Genomic DNA, 14461 nt, shown 5'->3' with positions numbered 1-14461 from the left:
TTCGAATATAGGGGACTCCCCTTTACCTTGCAGGGGACTCCCTGAAAATATAAAAAGCCGCTTCTATATGAAGCGACTTGGTCAATTCAAGAGATAAGTGTATTTAATTTGTCACATAACTTGGTCAGATCATTCCGATTGATCTGTTGCTCTGCCATAGGAAAAAGTACGGTTTCTTCTTTTATAAAATGTACAGTCAGGACTTCGAAGGCCTCTCCCGCGTTCTTGGTCGCCTCCTGAATCTCATCAAGCGTGAGCAAACTCAGATCGCCCTCCGTTTGATAAAGAAAATGATCGATATAGCCTTCTATTTCACGGTGCTCCTCCTGTATACCGACGAGCGGTCCCTGTTCAAAACCAATGTAGGTTCCTAGCAGAGAAAAGAAGTGTTCTTCTTCCTTTTCGGTATGTTTCTTGAGGGATACCCTAAAATCGATAATCTGCATTCTCAGTTTTTCCAGTTGCTTGCGGCCTTCTTCCAACTCTAGTACTCTGTGCTGCTCAAACCACAATACAATGACATGCCATTCATCCATCAGATATGTTAGATATCGATGCTCATTTTCAAGAATACGCATGGCAGGTTTGGAAAAGCGCAATTTCTCATTTTCCAGCACGCGGATTTCCTCCATTCATCGGCTAAAAATCCAGCATTTTTTTCTTTAATGCATATTGGACCAGTTCAGGCCGGCTTCTTAAATTCAATTTTTCCATGATTTTCGCTTTGTTCGCTTCCACCGTCTTGACAGAGATGAACAGCTTTTCCGCAACTTCCTTGTTACCGTAACCTTTTGCGACCAGAGGCAGAATCTCCAGTTCCCGCTTGGACAGGATCTCATACGGATCTTCTGATTGTGACGTCGTATCTTTTTTGATGAACTCACGAACGAGAGAGGTGGCCATTTTAGGATGGATATAAGTCCCACCCCCATGAATGGTTCGTATAGCAAGCAATAGCTCCTCATCTGGAGCATTTTTCAAAACGTATCCTGAAGCACCATTCTTTAAAATATGAAAAAGATATTCTTCATCGTCATGCATGGTCAGAATCAGAATTTTAGTATCAGGATGGTCCTCTTTAATCTTGCCTGTGGCGATCAATCCACTTTCGCCTGGGGGCATGCTGAGGTCCATGATTAGAATATCCGGACGATATTTAGCTACCATCGTATACGCTTCAATGCCATCCGCAGCCGTTCCGACAACCTCCATATCCGATTGGAAGTTCAAAATCATGGAAAATCCGCTGCGTACAATAGCATGGTCATCCGCTAACACAATTTTGATCAAGTCTCTATTCCTCCTCTTGGCCAATCGGAATTTGTAAAAAGACTTTGGTTCCCTGACCAACATTTGAAAGGACGCCAAAACTTCCGCCTACCAGCTCTGCTCGCTCCTGCATACCATATAAACCTAGTCCCGTTCCAATAGGCTTGCTCCCCTTTTCAAAGCCAATTCCATCGTCCTCTACAGTCAAACGAAGCGTATGATCGTGCTCAGTCAAAGAAACTTTAACCATGTCTACCTGGGCATACTTCAAGGCATTGAGAACAGCCTCTTGGCAGACACGATAAATGACCGTTTCCTTTTCACTTCCATATCGCTTTTGGGGAAGATCCGACACAAATTCAACGACAAGACCAAAGCTTTGTTCAACCCTCTTAAAGTGAGAACGAAATGCCGCTTCAAGCCCAAAATCATCAAGTGTGGCGGGGCGTAGTTCTACAGACAGGTTGCGGATATCATCCAGCAATCGCGTCATGGATGCTTCGGTCTGCTTCATGTTTTTGATGAGCTGCTCATCATTCGTCATGTATTTTAACACCCGTAGTTCAACAACCGCGCTCATCAATTCCTGGGCGACGCTGTCGTGCAGTTCCCTGGAAAGCCGTTTACGCTCATTTTCCTGCGCTTCAATGACATGCTTCATCATTTTGTTTTGATACAATTTTTCCTGCGTCTGAAATTGCGGAGTCAAGTCTCTCAACATCAACACCCGTGTTCCATGTTCAGAATCAATTGTGTGAAAAGAAGCGGCATAGGGAACCATTCCGTTGCTCTTCGTTTCCAGATACACCTGAAAAGAAGCGAAGTCCTTGGATTCTGGCATATTGAAATAACAGTCAAGGCAGGTACGGGGCTCCGTTTCGCTTGTATAGCCCCTACATGTTCCACATAAAGCTCTTTCCTTCCCTTCATAGAGTTGAATGAGGACGTCATCGCCCACAATCTCCTCAGCTGCCGGGTTCATGGCTAGGGTATTCCCTTGCCTATCAAAAAAGAAAATAGCTTCCGTACTGTTCTCAAACAACTTCACCATCAGCGCACTCAAAGAGCCAGTCCCTACAGACAATGTCAATTCACATCACTTCCTTCCCGTTCAACTCTCCAATTCCCCTATGCGCCAAGTCTTCCAAATCACGCATCATGGCTTCGGTCATCAGCTGTTCTTCCCGAAATCCACCAAGCAGTACGCCCGCGACGCGAGCATCATTCCATAGGGGAACAGCCCCGAGACTCTTGAGCCTCTCGGATTGAACGATCGGATAGTTAAACAGGTTGTCTGCCCCCACATATTGATAAACAGATGGAATGAAAACGGATTTCCCGGTTTTAAACACGATTCCTGCTATGCCCTTACCGGATTGCAGCACAATCCGCTTAAAGCGATCATTTAAATTACCGGCTGCATTTTTCCATTTAATTACGTATTGATATTCGGCCGGTTCAACCAGAGCAAGCGCCATGAAATCATAACCGAAATGTTCGCGTATTCGCTCAAGCTCCCTTTGATAATCCATCCTATTATTCATCGCTCTCTCCTAATAGAATTAGGAAAGAAGGCAGAGCCCGCTTTCCTAATTCGATTTATGTCTTCTGTAAAGGATATAACTTCTGCGCACATAATTCAACGGAACACTCCACACATGTACAAGCCGGGTAAACGGCCAGAATGCAAAAATCGCAAAGCCCATAAGTATATGAAGCCTGAAAGACATCGGTACATCTCTCATCAGTGTCGGGTCAACACGGAATATGAATAAACCGCGGAACCAGATCGAGATCGTCTCCCGATAATCGAATTCCGGCTGTACCGCATTCGTCACGAGAGTCGCGAACATCCCCATGCATACAATGGCCAAAAGCAATACGTTTACAATCAAATCAGACGCTGTACTTAAACGGCGTACACTGCGTATTGTAAAACGACGAGAGGTAAGAATCAACATACCGAGGAACGTCATAGCTCCAAATATTCCACCAACATAAACTGCTCCAATATGATACAGATGATCGTTTACACCCAGTGCATGCATCCAGGTTTTTGGTATGCCCAGACCGGATACATGACCCATAATAACCGGGATAATACCCAGGTGGAATAAGAGACTTCCGATCATCAATTGTTTTTTTTCAATAAACTCACTTGATTTCGCTGTCCAATTGAACTGGTCGTTTCTGTAGCGGAAAATATGTCCTACAATAAAGACGACCACGCACATATAAGGGAAAATGACCCATAAAAACTGCTCTAGCATCATCATTGCGCGGCTGCCTCCTGTTCTACGCAAGCTTTAAGCGTTTCGCGCAGTCCCTTCACCAGATGAGAATACGGGCTTTCCATTTTTTCCAGTGCTTTAAGCAAATGATATGTGCCGTCTTCCAGGATCGCGATTGGCATACGGAAGTTTTCTGTCGTCTTCGGATCTTGCGCCCATTCGGCGGCATACAGAAATTCACACATGAGCGGAAGGTAATCTGGCAGCTCTCCATCTGGCATTTCAAGACCGTACATCTCATATAGCACCTTTAACTTGACCAACATTTGTCCCCGTTCTTTTGCATCTTCGAATTTAAAGTAAGTCATATATAGTGCACAATTTTTTTGAAAATCAAAGGTTTCTGTATACATTTCCTGAATCTCTTCCATACTGAACCCTTGCATAAGGGACCAGTATGTGTTCGCATACGTATATGCCGGATGGTTCGGATCAAACGATGCTTCCAGAAAAGCCGGATGAAAATCCAGCTTTTCTGGGTACATGAGTTGCTGGGCGAAAAACCCGAATGATGGCTTGCATTCATACAGCTTCGCTACATTAATCACGCCAAATACCCCCGTAGAAGTTTTCTTCATACATTTCTTTTCCAGTTTTCAAAGGCTCTTCCATGCCCATTGAACTTGCCATACTACAGCCGTCACATCCAGAGCCTGAACCCATGTTTCCCATGGTATCGCCGTAACCCGCAGATCCTTGAGCACGGTATGGATTCGAATATCCTTCTTTATGCGATGTCGGAATGACGAAACGATCCTCATACTTGGCAATCGCCAGAAGTCGATACATCTGCTCGGTCTGCCGCGGTGTCATGCCGATGCGCTCAAGACGGCTTTCATCGAAAGATTGTCCTGTGGACTGGGCACGCATATAGGAGCGCATCATAGCCATTCGCTGCAAGGATTCCTTCACGGTTTGCGTGTCACCCGCCGTCAGCATATTGGCAAGGTACTGAATGGGGGTACGCATCTCTTCGATAGCCGGAAAGATCATATCGGGATTCTCAATCGAGTCTTTCCCTTCAAAGTAATTCATGATCGGACTAAGTGGTGGCACATACCACACCATAGGTAATGTGCGATATTCCGGATGAAGCGGGAATGCCAGCTTGTGCTCAATGGCAAGCTTGTAGACCGGCGAGTTCTGCGCTGCTTCAATCCAGTCCTCCGAGATACCGTCTTTTCTCGCTTGAGCAATCACTGCCGGATCACTTGGATCCATGAACAGGTCGCACTGCGCTTTGTAAAGTTCTTTCTCATCCTGCGTAGAAGCAGCCTCAAGCACCCGATCCGCGTCATACAGCATAACGCCGAGGTAGCGAATTCGTCCTGTACATGTCTCGGAGCAGACTGTCGGCAGGCCAGCTTCCACACGTGGGAAACAGAAGGTGCATTTTTCCGCTTTGTTCGTCTGCCAGTTAAAGTACACTTTTTTGTATGGACAGCCCGTCATGCAATACCGCCATCCGCGGCAGGCTTCCTGATCCACGAGCACGATTCCGTCCTCGTCTCGTTTGTACATGGCGCCCGAAGGACATGACGCGACACAGCTTGGATTTAGGCAATGTTCGCAAAGCCGTGGGAGATAAACCATGAAAGACTTCTCAAAGTTAAATTTAATCTCTTCTTCGATTTTCTGAATATTTGGATCAAGCGGACCGGTTACATGCGCACCCGCCAGGTCATCTTCCCAGTTTGGACCCCACTCCAAATCCATTTTTTCACCTGTTACCGCAGAATGTGCGCGTGCCACAGGTGAATGCTTTTGCTCGCCGGCGTTGGTCAGTTGCTCGTAATTATAAGTCCAAGGCTCATAATAATCTTTCATTTCCGGCATGTCAGGATTGTAAAAAATCTTACCCAGTGCTATCTTGGACAGCTTATTGCCTGACTTCAGTTCCAGTTTCCCTTTGCGGAGCTGCCAGCCACCTTTATAAAGTTCCTGGTCTTCCCACCGCTTCGGATAACCAATACCGGGTTTGGTTTCCACATTGTTAAACCACATATATTCCGCACCTTTGCGGTTCGTCCAGGTTGTTTTACATGTCACGCTGCACGTATGGCAGCCAATACATTTATCCAGGTTCATGACCATGGCAATTTGAGCTTTAATCTTCAAGCCAGTTAACCTCCTTCATTTTACGTACCGCAACGTACACATCACGTTGATTGCCGATTGGACCATAATAGTTGAATCCATAACTAAGCTGAGCATATCCACCGACCATCTGGGTTGGTTTTAAATGAATTCTTGTCGGAGCGTTATGACTACCACCGCGTGTATCCGTGATTTCGGAGCCTGGCACTTGAATGTGCTTATCCTGAGCATGGTACATGAACATCGTTCCTCTTGGCATCCGGTGGCTGACAACGGTCCGGGCGGTTACGACGCCGTTACGGTTGTATACCTCTACCCAGTCATTGTCGGCAAGATCGTGTGCCTCTGCGTCTTCGTTGTTGATCCACACCGTAGGACCTCCGCGAAACAGTGTAAGCATGTGCTGGTTATCCTGGTAGGTGGAGTGAATATTCCATTTACCGTGTGGTGTCAGATAACGAAGCACAAGTGAATCTTGCCCGCCTTTTATTTCCCGGTCGCGAGGGCCGAACACCATTGGCGGCAGCGTCGGTTTGTAGATCGGCAATGATTCCCCAAATTGTTGGAAAATCTCATGATCAATATAGAAATGCTGTCTTCCTGTCAAAGTACGAAACGGAACGAGACGTTCAATATTCGTTGTAAATGGTGAATAGCGGCGTCCCTTCTTGTTCGATCCAGTGAATACCGGTGTCGGTATAACTTCACGCGGCTGTGCCGTGATACTTTGGAAAGTGATTCTTTCCGCTGCCCGATCGGCCGAGATATCTTTGAGTTCCACACCGTGAAGCTCTTCTGCCCGCTCATAAGCCTTTTGCGACACCCGTCCATTGGTCGCGGATGAAAGGTGAAGAATTGCATTGGCCACTTGGCGAGCTGTCTGAATTTTCGGTAGCCCGTCTTTAATGGACTCATCATAATAAACTCCGTTCAATTTTTTCATTTCCTCATATTCGTCCGCTACGGAGAAGCTGACGCCATGTGCTCCTGCTTTGCCGGTAATCAAATTCGGACCGAGTGAGATGAATTTATCATGAATTTTTGTATAATCGCGTTCAATAATACTGAAATTCGGCATTGTTTTACCCGGAATTGCTTCAATCTCGCCCTTCGTCCAATCCTTTACAAGACCCATCGACTGTGAAATCTCGCCTATACTGTCGTGTAAGAGCGGTGCGGTCACAAGGTCTTTATATATTCCTGGTAGGTACTCTTTTGCCATATCCGAAAAGACCTCAGAAAGCTGGCGGTAAATATCCCAGTCCGCGCGGGATTCCCACAGTGGATTAACGGCCGGATTAAACGGATGCACGAAAGGATGCATGTCTGTTGACGATAAGTCTGTTTTTTCGTACCAAGTTGCAGCCGGAAGCACGATGTCCGCATACAATGGGGTCGTTGTCATCCGAAAATCAAGTGCAACCATCAGATCAAGCTTTCCTTCTACATCTTCTCTCCAAACGATTTCCTCAGGCTTCTGTTCTTCATTCGGCCGAGCAAGCAGGGCATCGGATGCTCCGAGTAAATGTTTCATGAAATACTCTTGTCCCTTAGCCGAACTGGAAATCAGATTTGACCGCCAAACAAAGAGTGAACGCGGGAAGTTTTCGGCTGCCCCAGGATCTTCTACAGCAAAGCGTGTCTTACGTGATTTAATCTCTTCTACAGAATGATTAATGATGTCCTCGTTGGACTTCTTGCCTAATTGTGCCGCCTCTTCAGCGAACAGCAGGCTGTTTTTATTAAACTGTGGATAAGAAGGCAGCCACCCCAGGCGCGCTGCGAGCACGTTGTAGTCTGCTGGATGTGTGTAACTAACATCCCCGCCAATCGGTGACTTCAAGCTGTCTGTTCCACTTTCTTCATAACGCCACTGCTCCGTTGCAAAGTAGAAAAATGATGTCGCATTTTGCTGCCGAGCCGCCCCTTGCCAGTCTTTGGCAAAGGCAATCGTTGACCAGCCTTCGATTGGGCGGAGCTTTTCTTGACCCACATAATGCGCCCAGCCTCCACCGTTTACACCTTGGGAAGCAGTCAACACGACCAGATTCAAGATGGATCGATAGATCGTGTCACTATTGAACCAGTGATTGATACCCGCACCCATAATAATCATGGAGCGCCCTTTAGTATCGATAGCATTTTGAGCAAATTCCCGAGCAATCTGTACCACAACTGACGCCTTCACACCTGTGATCTTCTCCTGCCAGGCAGGGGTATAATGTGAAGCTTCGTCGTAATAATTTTTGGCATTATGAGGGCTGTCATTGCGTGCGACACCGTACTGGCTCATCATCAAATCGTACACGGTTGCTACGTAACGTTCCGAGCCATCTGCCAAGCGTACTTTTTTGGCTGGAATTGCACGTTTGAACGTTCCATTACCGGCGTTATCAAAGTAAGGGAATACGACTTCTTCCCATTTCTCGCCATGCCCTTCCACAGTGAGCGCAGGCTCAACCTTTGTTCCGTCTTCCCGTTCCAGAATCAGGTTCCATTTCTTATCCTGCTCCCAGCGCTGTCCCATCGTACCGTTCGGAACCAGCATTTCCCCCGCCGCTTCGTCATATATGACCGGCTTCCAGTCCGAATGCGGCGATACATCCCCAAGGTCACTCGCCCGTAGAAAACGTCCGCCTTTCCAGGCTCCTTCGTGTGGATCAAGCAGAATCATAAACGGCATATCCGTATATTGTTTGGCATAGTTAATGAACATCGGTTCTTGGCGCTCTTTGTAGAACTCATCCAAAATAACATGCGTCATAGCCTGGGCTACGGCAGCATCTGTACCCGGATGTGGTGCAAGCCAGTTGTCAGCGAACTTCACATTCTCCGCCAAGTCGGGAGCCACTGATACGACTTTTGTTCCCTTATATCGTACTTCCGTCATAAAATGAGCGTCTGGCGTCCGGGTAAGCGGTACGTTCGATCCCCACATGATTAGATAACCCGCATTGTACCAATCAGAAGATTCCGGTACATCCGTCTGCTCACCCCAAATTTGAGGAGATGAAGGCGGAAGGTCGGCATACCAGTCATAAAAACTCAACATCTGTCCACCGAGAAGCGAAATGAACCGGGCTCCTGAAGCGTAGCTTATCATTGACATCGCCGGGATTGGCGTAAAGCCCGCGATGCGGTCGGGACCATACTTACGAATGGTATAGATGAGCTGCGCCGAGATCAGACGCAGGACATCGTCCCAAGCGACACGGACATGACCGCCTTTTCCGCGAGCTGATTTGTAGAGCTTGGCTTTCTCAGGGTCTTCTACGATGCTTGCCCATGCGTCTACTGGATTCGTATGCTCCTTAATGGCGGCTAACCAAAGCCGCAATAACTTACCGCGCATATAGGGGTATTTCACGCGTAATGGACTGTATTCATACCAGGAAAATGTAGCGCCACGCGGGCATCCACGCGGCTCAAATTCTGGCATATCTACACCGCAGGAAGGATAATCGATCTGTTGATTTTCCCAGGTAATGATGCCGTTTTTCACAAAAACCTTCCAACTACAGGAACCGGTGCAGTTCACTCCGTGAGTCGTCCGAACCACTTTGTCGTGAGACCAACGCTGACGATACACGTTTTCCCATTCTCTATTTTTTTCCTCAAGGATTGACCAATTTCCCGAATAGCTTTCGATCGGTTTAAAAAAGTTGAGGTTGTATTTTTTTTTCATCGATGACCAACACTCCTTTTTAGAAAGAATCATCCCAACGCAAGTTCTATGGAAAGGTTCATTCGCTTACTTTCATTATGTAATTCATTCATCTCTGTTCCCATTAGGGAATGTCCTATAGCGCTACAGGAAATCCCTCGTTCTATGAAAAGATACAAAAAAACCTCCCTCTGCTAAAGGGAAGCTTATATGAAGTGTTTAATTGTTCTTTTGGCCCGTTAACAGGAGCATGATAAAAGAAATGAGTATGATAGAGCATGTCCAGGCCCAGGCCATAGGAAGATGACCAGCATCCACCGCAATATAAATGGCCGTCGGAATCGTTTGTGTTTTACCCGGAATATTTCCGGCAATCATCAGCGTAGCACCAAATTCGCCCAGACCGCGGGCAAAACCGAGTATAAAGGCAGCTTTAAAAGAAGGGAAAATTAAAGGGAAGGTGATATATCGAAAAACCTGCCATTCACTTGCACCCATCGAACGTCCCGCGTTTTCCAAGTCCTGGTCAACAGAAGACAATCCCATTCTCAGCGTCCGATAGACAAGAGGAAAAGCCACTACCACCGCTGCTATAACCCCTGCCCACCACGAGAATATAATAGGTTCTCCAAACCATTGCTCTACAAAACGTCCGAACCCGCTTTTTCGTCCAAGTAATATTAGCAGTAAAAAACCAACAACCGTCGGTGGGAGTACCAAGGGCAGCATAAGCACGGTTTCAACAACCGTTTTCCCTTTAAATAATCCTAACCGCGACATTGACCATGCCACAAGCAAGCCTAATATGATTACCAGAACGCTGGATAACAGTGCAACTTGCAACGATAATCGGATAGGAGGCCAATATTCATTCCAATCTATATCTTGCATGCTCACTTCGGTATGGTAAATCCATACTTAGCCATAATATTCAGAGATTCTTGCGATTGTAAGTATGCATAAAAGTCTTCGCTTTCTTGAATGTGCTTTGAAGCTTTGACAATCCCGATTGGATACTCAACAGGTGAATAGGTTTTGGGATCCACCTCAAAGGCGATTTTTGCCTTTTGTGAAGTCAATGCATCTGTTTTATATACAAATCCGACATCAGCATTCCCAGTTTCCACATATTGCAGCACTTGTCTAACGTCTTTTGCTTGAACCAGCTTGCTCTGTAACGTGTCCCAAAGCTTCGCTTTCGTCAGCGCTTCCTGTGCGTAGTTGCCCGCAGGAACACTTTCAGGAATTCCGATCGCAACTTTCTTCACTTCTTTTTTTGTTAAATCGGTTACACTCGCGATGTTCATCGTCCCGTCTGCAGGGATGACCACGACCAATTCGTTCGTCAGCCACGTTTTTTGTTTTTTCGTATCTATTAACTGCTGATCAACAAGGGACTTCATGTTTTTGGTCGAAGCGGACAGAAACAAATCCGACGGCGCTCCTTGCTCAATTTGTTTTTCCAGCGCACCAGAGCCGCCGAAGTTAAAATTCAATTTGATGCCTGTATGAGTTGATTCGTATGAATGCTGAATTTCTTTGAGCGCATCCGTTAGACTGGCTGCTGCTGATATAGTAAGCTCAACAGTTTCGGCCTTCTTCGAAGAGTCCTGATTGGAGGCCACATTGTTCTGGGCCGGGCTACTATTATTTGAAGCTGTTTGTTGCCCCGCGGCGCACCCTGAAAGTAATAACACCATGGAAAAAGCAAAAAAGAGAATATAGCTATGTTTAATAATTTTTTTCATTTTATCTGGCTCCTTACGTGAAGCCTATCATGAACGACAGGTTTCATTATGAATTAAGTTGTGCCTGTCTCGTACGTTCGATCAGTGTACAATTTTCAAGCAGAATATGATTAAAAATATCTGCCTCCAGGTCTTCTAACCGCTTCAATACGAGTCGGTGCGTACCACAAGCTTCCTGCATCGGCTCAAAGCCGTTTGTGATCAAGCGCATTTCCTTCAGGAATTCCACTACCGTTTGATGCTCGTCTTGCAACTTGGATAAAGTTGGATTCAACGCATCTGCTCGTTCTACTGTTGATTCCTGTAAAAATGCTTCAATCATCGGAAACACAAGGTCCTCTTCATTTTGAATATGTTCCGATAATTCCTGTTTAAGCAAGGTAAACAGTTCATTAACTCGCTTGAGATGCGGATAACGTTCGCCGTGAACCCGCGTCAGTTTGGTTACATACGGCGTTAACGCCGATAGTTCCTCCCGAAGCTTCGTATGATACTCACTTTGAATATAGGCGATTAGTTCTTTTGGTTCGAGTGAAGGAGGTTGCATTTGCTTATGCTGTGCCTGCTTTTCTTCCACTTCATGTATCTGCGTCAGCAGTTCACCAGCGTGAAGGCCTCGATCGGCTGCTGCTTCACGGAGTGATATTTTCCCTCCACAGCAGAAATCAATCCTCAGTTTGCGGAACAGATCTCCCGTTTTGGGTACTGCTTTCACAATGTCCGCTACCCATGTTTCTTCTGTTAACTGGCTCATCTTCCATTCCTCCAATTTACTTCGATTTTATACTTAACTTTCATTCTACGTCTCTCTTAAAGCTGAACCAATCAGGGGGTTCCCTCTTTCACTCGTGGAAAGAGCCTGATTATACAAAATCAGAAAGCAACTGTTCAGCCGCTTCTTTCCCTTGAGCGATGCAATCTGGAATTCCAACGCCCCCATAGCCGGCACCACATAGAAAAACACCCGGTAAATCCTGTGCGAAGTCCTGCCTTATCTTCGCCATGTGCTCTTTGTGTCCAATCGGATATTGCGGCATTGATCGATCACACCTACTGACTTCGGCGAATTCTGGTTCCGCTTCCAGGCCCATTAAATCTTTCAAATCTTTACGCGCGGCATCCACAAGTTGATCGTCTGTCATCTGAATCCACTCCTGTGCACCTGCATGTCCGATGTAGGTCCGTAAAAGCGTATATCCTTCAGGAGCGGTATGGCTCCACTTCGTCGAAGACCAAGTACATGCCGTAATCTTTTTGCCTTCTTTGCGGGGGACTAAAAATCCCGTTCCCTCAAAATTAAGATTAAGATCTGTGTTTTTATAAGCAAGAGCAATATTGGCTACGGAAACATAGTGAATCTTGTGTAACCAGCTAGCGCTTGCAACGCCGGAGAATAATGTAGCCGCTTCAAAAGCTGGAACAGCGCAGATCACCGCATCCGCATCTATTTTTTGTCCATGTTCTAAAATGACCTGATAACCGCTTTCTTTTCTTACTTCAACTACACCTTGCCCCATAACAAAACGTACGGTATCCAGCCTTTCCTTTAGCCGCTCCACGATCGTAGATAATCCTAGCCGATAAGAAAGAAACATACTTTTCTTAGCGATATCCGGCAGTTTGTCTTGTACTGCTGGCTTTCTTCCCGCCCCTTTAGACATACCCTTAATCAGACTTCCATGTTTTTGTTCCATGAGTTTAAATTGAGGGAAGGTTGACATGAGGCTTAGGGAATGTGTATCCCCAGCGTAAATTCCAGACAGCAGAGGTTCAGTAATCTGATCCAGAACTTCTTTGCCAAGACGCCGTTTGATAAAATCACCTAGAGATTCGTCCGCATCACCTTTCTTTGCCGGAATGATTAAATCCAGGGCTGCCCGTGCTTTTCCCAGCGGAGAAATAAGTCCTGTCCGAATGAAGGGAGTGAGCTTTGTTGGAATGCCCAGAATGAAGCCCATCGGCATCGTATGAAGTTTGCCCTTATGCAAAATGCTAGCAGATTTGGCTTTCGGGTTTGTCGATACCAGCTCTGCTTCCAGCCCCAACTCCATAGTCAGATCCAATATTGCCGTCTTTCTGGCCAAGAAAGCATCTGGTCCTTTTTCGATCATAAAATCGTTTTGGCGAACGGTTTGCAGCTTTCCTCCCAGACGTTCACTTTTCTCCACCAGTGTAATTTCCACTTCAAGCTGCCTATCCTCAGCCAGCTTTTTCACATAAAAGGCAGCACTTAAACCGCTTATTCCTCCACCGAGAACAACGACTTTTTTAGAACTTTTTTTCATGAAAACACTTTTCCTCTCCAACCCCGGGTATATAAGCGCAATAAGGGTCACTCTCCAAATAGTCTCCTGTTATTGCAAAAGCCCTTGCTCTAGAGCCCCCACAGACGGCCTTGAATTCACAGGCTCCACATTTACCTTTAAGTAGGGACTTATCTCTAAGATTCATCATGATCGGAGAGTTGCGATAAATATCTGCCAGGCTATCCTTTCGTACATTCCCGCACATAAGAGGCAGGAAACCGCTCGGGTATACTTCGCCGATATGACTAATAAAAACAAATCCATCTCCGTCATTTACGCCTTTAGGAGCACGTCCTAAAACATCTGCCCTCTTTTGTCCGTCCGCTACACTGCTCTCACCTGCTCTGTGCTTTTGCTGCAGTACAACCCTCCGGTAGTGAGGAGCTTCTGTAGCCTTCACACCGTACGGCATCTGTTGCTGTATTTGATACAACCATTTCATTACGGCTTCATGCTCATCAGGAGTAATCATATCTTTCTCCATGCCACGTCCAGTTGGAACAAGGAAAAATAAACTCCATAACACGGCCTGCATTTCCTTTACTCTTTCTGCAATTTGCTCCAGATCATGAAGATTGTACCGGGACACCGTAGTGTTCACTTGAATAGGGATATTCAGTTCCTTTAAATATCCAATTCCTCGCATGGTCGTATCGTAAGAACCCGCTGTACCCCGAAAATGATCGTGAATTTCGGCACATGAACCGTCCAGACTAAATGCCCACCGCGATAATCCAACTTGCTTTGCTTTTTCTACCGCTGTTCGTGTCACTTTAGGGGTGGCACTGGGGGTCATTGAAACCGACAGTTTTTTCTCTTCAATTGCATATTGAGCCAGTTCAAACAGATCAGGACGCATTAAAGGATCTCCGCCTGTGAATACAAGCAACGGATGATTCATTTCAGCGATTTGATCTATCAGTTTCTTCCCCTCTTCTAATGTCAGCTGGCGAGGATCAGGCTTGTACTGAGCTTCCGCTCTACAGTGAAGGCACTTTAAAGCACAAGCTCGTGTAACCTCCCAGATGACTATAAACGGGTCTGTATGATAATCACGCGGCGTTTTCAAAGATATCATTGATGTCT

13 protein-coding genes are annotated in these 14461 nt (G+C 46.1%); all 13 read right to left on the bottom strand.

Features of this window, described 5'->3' with window-relative positions; translation table 11 throughout:
* Nucleotides 1-86 precede the first annotated feature (86 nt).
* The 13 genes from ACQ4MX_RS23425 to ACQ4MX_RS23365 all read right to left on the bottom strand — a co-directional run bounded on the left by ACQ4MX_RS23425 (nt 87) and on the right by ACQ4MX_RS23365 (nt 14453).
* A complete protein-coding gene (locus tag ACQ4MX_RS23425) occupies nt 87-617 on the bottom strand; it encodes a hemerythrin domain-containing protein (RefSeq protein ID WP_431087604.1) in 531 nt (176 codons plus the stop codon).
* A gap of 22 nt (nt 618-639) precedes the next feature.
* Nucleotides 640-1287 carry a response regulator transcription factor gene (locus tag ACQ4MX_RS23420; RefSeq protein ID WP_023989699.1) on the bottom strand — a complete coding sequence of 216 codons (648 nt, stop codon included), beginning with the start codon at nt 1285-1287 and terminating at the stop codon, nt 640-642.
* A 7-nt stretch (nt 1288-1294) separates the two neighbouring features.
* Nucleotides 1295-2359, bottom strand: a complete 1065-nt coding sequence (locus ACQ4MX_RS23415; protein ID WP_431087602.1) for an ATP-binding protein — start codon at nt 2357-2359, stop codon at nt 1295-1297.
* Nucleotide 2360: 1 nt separating this feature from the next.
* On the bottom strand, nt 2361-2813 hold the full coding sequence (locus tag ACQ4MX_RS23410) for a GAF domain-containing protein (RefSeq protein ID WP_431087601.1): 453 nt from the start codon (nt 2811-2813) through the stop codon (nt 2361-2363).
* A 45-nt stretch (nt 2814-2858) separates the two neighbouring features.
* Nucleotides 2859-3542 (bottom strand): respiratory nitrate reductase subunit gamma, encoded by a 684-nt coding sequence (gene narI, locus ACQ4MX_RS23405; RefSeq protein ID WP_082067264.1) that lies wholly within the window; start codon nt 3540-3542, stop codon nt 2859-2861.
* Nucleotides 3542-4108, bottom strand: coding sequence for a nitrate reductase molybdenum cofactor assembly chaperone (gene narJ, locus ACQ4MX_RS23400; protein ID WP_431091396.1), 567 nt, complete (start codon nt 4106-4108; stop codon nt 3542-3544). Before narJ ends, narI begins: the two co-directional genes overlap by 1 nt.
* Nucleotides 4101-5678 carry a nitrate reductase subunit beta gene (gene narH / locus ACQ4MX_RS23395; protein WP_028542275.1) on the bottom strand — a complete coding sequence of 526 codons (1578 nt, stop codon included), beginning with the start codon at nt 5676-5678 and terminating at the stop codon, nt 4101-4103. Before narH ends, narJ begins: the two co-directional genes overlap by 8 nt.
* Complete coding sequence (locus tag ACQ4MX_RS23390) at nt 5668-9342, bottom strand: nitrate reductase subunit alpha (protein WP_431087599.1); 3675 nt, start codon at nt 9340-9342, stop codon at nt 5668-5670. The genes narH and ACQ4MX_RS23390 overlap by 11 nt, the downstream gene beginning before the upstream one ends.
* A gap of 198 nt (nt 9343-9540) precedes the next feature.
* Nucleotides 9541-10218 carry a molybdate ABC transporter permease subunit gene (gene modB / locus ACQ4MX_RS23385; RefSeq protein ID WP_039274406.1) on the bottom strand — a complete coding sequence of 226 codons (678 nt, stop codon included), beginning with the start codon at nt 10216-10218 and terminating at the stop codon, nt 9541-9543.
* Nucleotides 10215-11069 (bottom strand): molybdate ABC transporter substrate-binding protein, encoded by an 855-nt coding sequence (gene modA, locus ACQ4MX_RS23380; protein ID WP_431087598.1) that lies wholly within the window; start codon nt 11067-11069, stop codon nt 10215-10217. Before modA ends, modB begins: the two co-directional genes overlap by 4 nt.
* A gap of 46 nt (nt 11070-11115) precedes the next feature.
* Nucleotides 11116-11823, bottom strand: coding sequence for an iron-sulfur cluster repair di-iron protein (gene ric / locus ACQ4MX_RS23375; protein ID WP_431087597.1), 708 nt, complete (start codon nt 11821-11823; stop codon nt 11116-11118).
* Between the two features lie 109 nt (nt 11824-11932).
* Nucleotides 11933-13354 carry a protoporphyrinogen oxidase gene (gene hemG / locus ACQ4MX_RS23370; protein ID WP_431091395.1) on the bottom strand — a complete coding sequence of 474 codons (1422 nt, stop codon included), beginning with the start codon at nt 13352-13354 and terminating at the stop codon, nt 11933-11935.
* The gene (locus ACQ4MX_RS23365; RefSeq protein ID WP_431087596.1) at nt 13338-14453 is read right to left on the bottom strand and encodes a TIGR04053 family radical SAM/SPASM domain-containing protein; all 1116 of its coding nucleotides are present in this window, start codon (nt 14451-14453) and stop codon (nt 13338-13340) included. The genes hemG and ACQ4MX_RS23365 overlap by 17 nt, the downstream gene beginning before the upstream one ends.
* Between the last annotated feature and the right edge of the window lie 8 nt (nt 14454-14461).

This window comes from Paenibacillus sp. 8b26 (genome assembly GCF_050626875.1).
Taxonomy (GTDB): Bacteria; Bacillota; Bacilli; order Paenibacillales; family Paenibacillaceae; genus Paenibacillus.
The sequence above is the reverse complement of the archived record's forward strand: the minus strand, read 5'-3'. Positions and strand labels throughout refer to the sequence as shown.